This is a genomic window from Thermoanaerobaculia bacterium, from assembly GCA_035260525.1.
GTDB lineage: Bacteria > Acidobacteriota > Thermoanaerobaculia > UBA5066 > DATFVB01 > DATFVB01.
Map to the genome: position 1 here is coordinate 1 of DATFVB010000228.1, position 7,682 is coordinate 7,682.

The 7,682-nt window shown below is 69.2% G+C and carries 6 protein-coding genes; 2 read left to right on the forward strand and 4 right to left on the reverse strand.

Annotation, left to right across the window (positions count from 1 at the left end; translation table 11 throughout):
* Positions 1–73: 73 nt before the first annotated feature.
* Entirely contained in the window at positions 74–1,447 is a 1,374-nt protein-coding gene (locus tag VKH46_11620) for a hypothetical protein (protein ID HKB71485.1), read from the reverse strand.
* Positions 1,448–1,575: 128 nt separating this feature from the next.
* Between VKH46_11620 and VKH46_11625 the strand changes: the two genes are divergently transcribed.
* Entirely contained in the window at positions 1,576–2,397 is an 822-nt protein-coding gene (locus tag VKH46_11625) for a methyltransferase domain-containing protein (protein HKB71486.1), read from the forward strand.
* A gap of 375 nt (positions 2,398–2,772) precedes the next feature.
* Here VKH46_11625 and VKH46_11630 read toward each other — a convergent pair whose 3' ends face one another.
* Genes VKH46_11630 through VKH46_11640 form a run of 3 tightly spaced genes read right to left on the reverse strand, consistent with a single transcriptional unit; the run spans position 2,773 to position 5,999 of the window.
* Positions 2,773–3,294 (reverse strand): DinB family protein, encoded by a 522-nt coding sequence (locus VKH46_11630; protein ID HKB71487.1) that lies wholly within the window; start codon positions 3,292–3,294, stop codon positions 2,773–2,775.
* A 57-nt stretch (positions 3,295–3,351) separates the two neighbouring features.
* Positions 3,352–5,016 carry an ATP-dependent DNA ligase gene (locus tag VKH46_11635; GenBank protein ID HKB71488.1) on the reverse strand — a complete coding sequence of 555 codons (1,665 nt, stop codon included), beginning with the start codon at positions 5,014–5,016 and terminating at the stop codon, positions 3,352–3,354.
* Entirely contained in the window at positions 5,013–5,999 is a 987-nt protein-coding gene (locus VKH46_11640; GenBank protein ID HKB71489.1) for an MBL fold metallo-hydrolase, read from the reverse strand. The genes VKH46_11635 and VKH46_11640 overlap by 4 nt, the downstream gene beginning before the upstream one ends.
* A 106-nt stretch (positions 6,000–6,105) precedes the next feature.
* On the opposite strand from VKH46_11640, the gene VKH46_11645 reads away from it, so the two are divergent.
* The gene (locus VKH46_11645; protein HKB71490.1) at positions 6,106–7,548 is read left to right on the forward strand and encodes an aminotransferase class V-fold PLP-dependent enzyme; all 1,443 of its coding nucleotides are present in this window, start codon (positions 6,106–6,108) and stop codon (positions 7,546–7,548) included.
* Positions 7,549–7,682: the final 134 nt, after the last annotated feature.

A 7,682-nucleotide genomic window follows, 5' to 3' on the forward strand; every position in this document is an offset into this window, starting at 1 on the left:
CGATGCCGGCGGGCTGAAATGAGTCGGGCGCCGCGATGCCGGCGCCCGACGACGAGTTTCGAGACCGCGACTATTAGAAGATCCGGCCTCCGCTGATGTTGGCCGTGACCGAATGGCCGCAGTTGTCGTGTCCGGAATAACTCCCGTTGATGTGGTTGCCGTCCGCCGCGAGGGTAATCGAACCCGGGCCCGTCATCGGCCCGGCGCAGGCGGTGATCTGCGTGATCGTGAAGCTGACGACTCCCTGGCTGTTGACCGTCCCCGCGATCTGCATTCCCCATTCGATCTGCTCGTGATACTGCGGGGAGTAATACGATCCGTACAACGTGCCGGACACGTTGGAGCCGGAGGTGACGAGCGTCATGCGCCCGGGACTCTGCGACCCGGGGGGAGGCATTCCCGCGCCGGAGCCCGCAATGATCGTGAACGTCACGTTCCACGTCCCCGCGACACTCGGCACCGTGGTCTGGACGGGACGAACTTCATGCATCTCGAATCCCGAGGGATCCTTGGTCGTCTGGTCGATGATCGCTCCCACGCCCTGGATGGCCGACAGGCCGCTCACGACCTCGGCCTTGACGATGATCGTGTCGTCTTCCCCCGGCGGGGAGATGCCCATGTACTTCACGACCTCGGGAACCCCGACGGTCTGGTACGGGGCGAGCCGGACGGTCCGGACGACTCCCGTCTCCTCGCACGTCGTCGTGGAGTAGGCGGTCAGCCGGACGTCGATCGTGTCGGCGACGAGCATGCTCTGGTCGTTGACGTAGCCGACGTTGTTCAGGAACATGTTCGAGTAGAGCTGCGGCGTCCCGGACAATCCGCGGGTGTCGCGAAACACGCCGTAGAGCGTCCGGGGCTCGTTGCGCCCGATGTCGTTGCTGTTCATGGAGACGCCGATCGTCCCCCCCGACATCCCGCCACCGCCCGATCCGACCTCGCTGTAGAACCGCGCCTGCAAGGATCCCTGCCCGGTCCCGAACCCCTGGAAGACCGCGAAGGCGGATCCGAGGAATCCGTCGGAAAGGAGAGACGCGGGAAGGAACTGCTGGTCGACCAGGTCCGCGATCAGGTCGTCGCTGTGAAAATTCGTCATCCCCTTCATCAGCGTGTCCGTCTCGTCGTTGGTGATGTTGCCGTACGCCGAGATCCCCTCGCCGGTTCGAAGGTCGTTGCCGTGGATCCAGAACGTCACGAGGGTCGCGGTGTCGGTGTTGTTCTGGATGTCGACCGACGTCCGGAAGAGGATGTCCTCGGCGCCGAGCAGACGCCCGATCACGGGCATGTTGCGGGGAACGCCGGAGGCGACCGCCGCGGCCGGAGCGGCGAGCGTTTCCAGATCCCCGGATTCATAGGAAACGAGGCGAAAACCCGAGGCCGAAACCGCGGAGGCGCACGCGAGCGCAAGGATCGCGGCCGTCGCGACGTATCGATTCACCGTTTTCATGGAAGTCACTCCTTCTCGAGAACGAATTCACGCTACGCTCGAGAGGGGCCCTTCCGCTTGATCCAACGGGATCAAAATGACTCGATCCGTTCGGGCGCTCCGCGGCGTTTTCCGCCTAGAATGCGCGCATGGGGAGCCCGCCCGGTTCTTACGACGTCGCCCGCGCCAACCGCGACCGCGCTTCCGAAGTCGAAAGACTCGGCCTCCAGGCCGCGATCGCGTGGAAGGCCGAAAAACGCGCGATGGAAGCCGCGGGGCTCTCCGACGGCCAGGAAGTCGTCGAGCTCGGGAGCGGGCCGGGGTTCGTCACCGGGCAGATCCTCGAAGCCTTCCCGCGCGCGCGCATCACGGCCCTCGACCGGGACGCGTCACTCTTCGCCGACGCGCAGGCGCATCTCGCCGGCCGAGGTCTCGAGCGGGTGACTTTCGTGCACGGCTCCGCCGACGCAACGGGGCTTCCTTCCGATCGCTTCGACTTCGGCTTCGCACGGCTCCTCTTCCAGCACCTTCCCGACCCCGACGCCGTCGCGCGCGAGGCGTTCCGGATCATCAAGCCGGGAGGCGCCTTCGCGATCATCGACGCCGACGACGATCTGCTCACGATCTTCGATCCCCCGATCCCCGGCTTCGCCGAGCTCGCGAAGAAGATCGCCGCGCTCCAGGCGAAGGCGGGCGGGAACCGCCGCATCGGCCGGAGGCTCTGGAGGATCCTCTCCCGCGCCGGCTTCACGGACGTCACGGTCGCGACGGCCGTCGCGCACAGCGACGAGCTCGGGACCGAGCCGTTCCGGCGACAGTTCGACATCGGAATGCTCACCCCGCTCGTCCGCGCGGGCGTGATGACGGCCGAAGAAATGAGCGCGCTCGAAGCGGCGGCGGCGGGTTACTGGGCCAATCCCGACCTGTTCGTGTTGCTCAACTACTTCGTGGTCTCGGGAAGGAAGCGCTAGCGGTGCGGTGATACGCGCCGTTATGCGGGCCCGGCGGGACCGCCGAACCCGTCTTCCGGCACGTCTGACCGCACCGCAGCGGTTCTCGAAAGGGCGATGCCTCCGTGTCAGGTGACGGGCGCCGTGCGCTTCGTGTCTTCCCTCACGCCGACAAACGGAAAAACTTGCGGAAATCAGCCTTGTTATCGACCGGTCGGCCACGCGCGGCGAGGCGCGAGCCCGGCCCGCTCCCCCGGTTTACTCCCCGAGGCGCCGTCAGACGGGTTGGAAGGCGGTTTCGGGCGGCCGGCCGACCGCTAAGGCGTACCGGTGAGCGTACGTCGTGCGGGCGGCAGGCCGAACGGACCCGCATAACGACCCGTATCACGGCGCCTCCTACTTCCCCGTGCGGATGTGGCGCGTCAGCGCGGGCTCGATATGCATCAGCCTCTCGTACAGCGCGAGCTGTCCGCGGTGGTACTCCTCCTGCGCGATCGCATGGTCGAGCCACGCGAGCTTCGTTCCCTTCAGGCCGTCGAAGCGGGTGATGGACTTCCTCATCTCCCGCTCGCCGGCGCGGCGAAGCTTCCTCTGCGCGTCGCCGATCGAGCTCCGGAGGAGTCGCAGGATCGCGGCGCGGTTCGTCGCCTTCGCCAGAGGCGCGGTGTAGAGCGCGAGGAGCTCGGGCCACGGCGCGCGGTGGAGGTCGGTGTCCTTCCGCGAGAGCTCGCCCGCGGCCATCATGCCGACCTCCAGGATATGCCGGAGGAGCTCAGCGACGGTCCGGGAGCGCGGCGTCGGCCGGAAGCCGTACTTCGACGCGGGAACGTTCTCCGCCTCCTCGATCACGCCTTCGCGCGCGCCGCGCCAGGCCTCGAGCGTTTCTTCGAGCGGGGTGAGCTTGTGCTGCTTCGGCATGGGGGCGATTATCCGCCAAACAATGCCGCCGATCCGGCGGAGCGAACCCGGTTCGCCTCAGCCCGTGCGCGACGACCGAGGAGTCGCGTTCGCGGGACCTGCCAGGAGCTCGTCGTGCAACGACGCCACCCGCTCGACGGTGTCGATCTCGGAAACCGGCTTGTCGCGGCGCAGCCGCAGGATCCGGGGAAAGCGAAGCGCGTAGCCCGACTTGTGGCGCTTCGACTGCTGGATCCCGTCGAAGGCGACCTCGAGGACGACTTCCGGGCGGACGAGGCGGGTCCGGCCGTACATCTTCTCGGTGATCCTCTTGAAGGTCGCGGTCATTTCCGCGATCTCCGCGTCGGTCAGGCCCGAGTACGCCTTGCCGACGTTGACGAGCGAGCCGTCCGTTGCGCGGACGGCGAACGTCAGGTCCGAGAGGAGCCCGGCGCGCTTGCCGTGCCCGGGTTCGGCCGCCGTCACGACGACGTCGAGAGTCGCGCGGGCTTTCTTGTACTTGAGCCAGCTCCGGCCGCGCTTGCCGGGCGCGTAGGTCGCACTCTCGTCCTTGATCATGAGCCCCTCGTTCCCGTGCGCGATCGCGGCGTCGAAGAGACGCTCGAGGTCGGCCGCGCTCTGCGCGCGCGAGACCGGCGAGAGGAAGGCGCCGGGCGGGAGGACGAGCGATTCGAGCCTCTTGCGGCGCTCCGCGAACGGGAGGTCGATCACGAGCTCGTTCTTCCACGCGAGAAGGTCGTAGAAGACGAAGACGAGCGGGACCTCGGCCGCGAGCGCGGCGTCGACCTTCTTGCGCCCGAGCCGCTTCTGGAGGCGGCCGAACGGGAGGGCGCGGCCGTTCTCCCAGGCGAGGATCTCGCCGTCGGCGACGAGCGGGACCGCCAAGCCGGCCAGGCGTTTCGCGATCTCGGGAAACGATCGCGTGACCTCGTCGAGGGTGCGCGAGAAGAGCGCGACCCGGCCCGAAGAGAGCGCTTCGGACGGAGCGACGTGCGCCTGCGCGCGAACGCCGTCGAACTTCTCCTCGACGACGATCCGCTCCCACGGAAGCTCGTCGCCCGGCTCGTACACGGCGGCGAGCTGGAACCCGAGCGGGTGAAAGAGGACGAGCTCGGCCTCGGAGAGTCGTCCGGCGCGTGCGAGCCCGGCGACGCGGCCGACGTCGCCCGACAACAGGTTCGCGCGCTGGACCGCCTCGACCGGGACAGAGAACGCCCGGGCGATCGCCTGCTCGAGGAGGAGCATCGAAAGGCCCGTCCGCTGCCCGCCGGTCGCGAGCTTCACCATTTCCTTCAGAACGTCGGGAGCCAGAGGCGCGAGCGTCCCGGCGAGAAGCGACAGCTTCGGCTCGACGCCGCGCGTGGCGGCGAGGCGATCGAAGAACTCCGCCGCCTCGGAGAGCCGGAGGTCCTCTTCCCTTCCGCGCCCGCGCTGGAGGAGCGCGAACGTCTCTCCCGCGTCCCCCACCTCGCGGAAACAGTCGCCGAGCGTCTCGTCGTCGATCTCCGGGAACATCGCGCGCCCCGTGCGGTAGATCGCGGAGCCGCCGACCGAGAGCGTCCGCTCCTCGCGCGCGGAGAACGGCCGCCCCGACAGGAACCGCGCGGCGATCGGGAGCGAGGCGGGATCGAGGGCGCCGAGATAGCCCGCGGCGAGGTCGATCTTCCCCGACGTGCGGCGCGTCGCGCGAAGGTTCGCGGCGACGAGCGCGAACCCCTTCACGTCTCCTCCGGGCGCGCGGCGGGGAGCGGAGCGGCGTCGATTCCGGCGAGCGCGAGGACGCGTGAGAAGGGCTCGGCGAACCCGTGGACCGTGAAGACCCTCCGCGCGCGCGAGACCTCCGCGATCCGCCGGAGACCGTCGAAGTCGGCATGGTCCGAGAGCGGGACGAGGCCGTGCGCGCCGTAGCGCTCGTACGCGGCGTCGAGGAGCGCCCACCCGGTCACCGCGACGACGCGAACCTTCCGGCGTCGGGCGACGATCGGCTGGTTCCGGCAGGCGGGCGGGACGACGAGCGCGCGGCCGTCGAGGTTCCCCTCCTCGTACGGCGCCGCTTCCGGAAAGGAGACCCCGAACGACTCGTACACCTTCGTCATCTTCGCGATCGCGCCGTGGAGCGAGGTCGGGATCCCTCCTTCTCCGAGGATCTTCGCGATCTCCGGCCCCTTCCCGAGGGCGTACCCGAGGAAGACCGGCGTCTCCCCTTCGGCGAGCGCGGCGCGGGCGTGCGCGAGGATCGCCGCGCGAAGCGCTTCGACCGGCGGGAACCGGAAGACCGGAAGCCCGAACGTCGACTCCATGACGAGCAGGTCGCACTCCGGGATCTCGGCCGGGGCGCACGTGAGCGAAGGCCGGAGCTTGACGTCTCCCGTGCAGAAGAGGCGCTCGCCGCCGCATTCGACGAGGACGCCCGCGGAACCGAGGATGTGGCCGGCCGGGAAGAAGGTCAGGCGCGCGGGCGCTGCTCCGGGCCGGCGCAGGTCGACGGGCGCGCCGCACGCCGCCTCGACCGTGGCGGGTGCGGCCCCCGTGCGGACCCGAAGCACCGCCGCGGTCTCGGGCGTGGCGTAGAGGAGCCCCGGAAGCGCGCGGGCGTGGTCGCCGTGGGCGTGGGTGATCGCCGCGGCCTCGACCGGCAGGACCGGATCGACGTGGAGGCCGACGTCGGGAAGGAAGAGGCCGGCCGGCGTGGACTCGACGCGCACGATGCAGAGCGTAGCAAGGGGTCAGCCATTCCCGGGCGCGGCATTCTCAAGGCCAGCGCGAGCCCGCGGAGGCTCGTCTATCATCCAGCGAATGAACGATACCTTGATGGATCGCCAAGCGCCCCTGGAGATGTCTCCCGAAGAGTTCCGGACCCTCGGGCATTCCCTCGTCGACCGGATCGCCGGGTTCCTCGGCTCGCTCCGCGACGGGCCGGTGACTCCCGCCGAGACGCCGGCCGAGGTGCGCGCGGTCCTCGGCGACGCCGGCCTTCCCGAGCAGAGCGCGCCCGCGGCTCCCCTCCTCGACGAGGCGGCCGGGCTCCTCTTCGACCACTCGCTCTTCAACGGTCATCCGGGATTTCTCGCCTACATCACGTCGTCGGCCGCTCCGATCGGCGCGCTCGCGGATCTCCTCGCTGCCTCGGTCAACCCGAACGTCGGGGCGTTCGCGCTTTCGCCGGTGGCCACGGAGATCGAGGCGCAGACGGTGCGCTGGATCGCGGAGCTCATCGGCTATCCCGGCGACGGCGGGATCCTCGTCTCGGGCGGCAACATGGCGAACTTCGTCGGTTTCCTCGCAGCGCGCCGCGCGAAGGCGCCCGACGCCCGCGAGAAGGGAATCGACCCGAGTCGTTCGCGGCTCTGCGTCTACACATCGGCCGAGACCCACACTTGGATCTACAAGGCGGCCGATCTCTTCGGCCTCGGTACGGAGTCGATTCGATGGATCCCCGTCGACGGCGCGCTCCGCATGGACGCGGCCGCGCTCGAGCGCGCGATCGTCGAGGACGAGGCGCGCGGCTTCCGCCCGTTCCTGGTCGTCGGAACCGCGGGTTCGGTCGGGACCGGCGCCGTCGACCCGCTTCCGGCGCTTTCGGAGATCGCCAGGGGCCACGGCTGCTGGTTCCACGTCGACGGCGCGTACGGCGCACTCGCCGCAGCGCTGCCGGACGCTTCGGCGGACCTGAAGGGCCTCGCACTCGCCGACTCCGTCGCCGTCGATCCCCACAAGTGGCTCTATTCGCCGGTCGAGGCGGGTTGCACGCTCGTCCGTTCGCGCGAAGTGCTCGCCGACACGTTCTCGTTCCGGCCGCCGTACTACCACTTCGAGCAGGACCCCGACACGATCAACTTTTACGAGCTCGGAATGCAGAACTCGCGAGGGTTTCGCGCGTTGAAGGTCTGGCTCGGGCTCAGGCGCGCCGGGCGCGAGGGCGCCGTCCGGATGATGGCTGACGATTGCGCGCTCGCGGGCGTGCTCGCCGAAGCCGTGAAGCGGACGCCCGGCCTCGACCTCCTGACCGTGGGCCTCTCGATCGTGACGTTCCGCTACGTCCCGGAAGGGATGACCGATCCCAAGGCGCTCGACGAGCTCAACGAGAATCTTTTGACCGCCCTCCAGGAGGACGGCCGGTTCTACCTCTCCAACGCCGTCGTCTTCGGGAAGTTCGCGCTCCGCGCGTGCATCGTCAACTTCCGGACGACGCGCAGGGAGATGGAGACGCTGCCGGGGGTCGTCGTCGAGCTCGCAAAGAAGCTGGCGCGGTGACACACCTCGTCCAGACGGTCTCCTGCCTCTCATCCTGGGCGTAGCGGCCAGCCGCGCCGAAGCCCTGGCGAAGGCGGGAAGGATCTGCCCCGGAGCAGGCTCTTCGGGACTTCGCCGAGGCTTCGGGGCAGGCG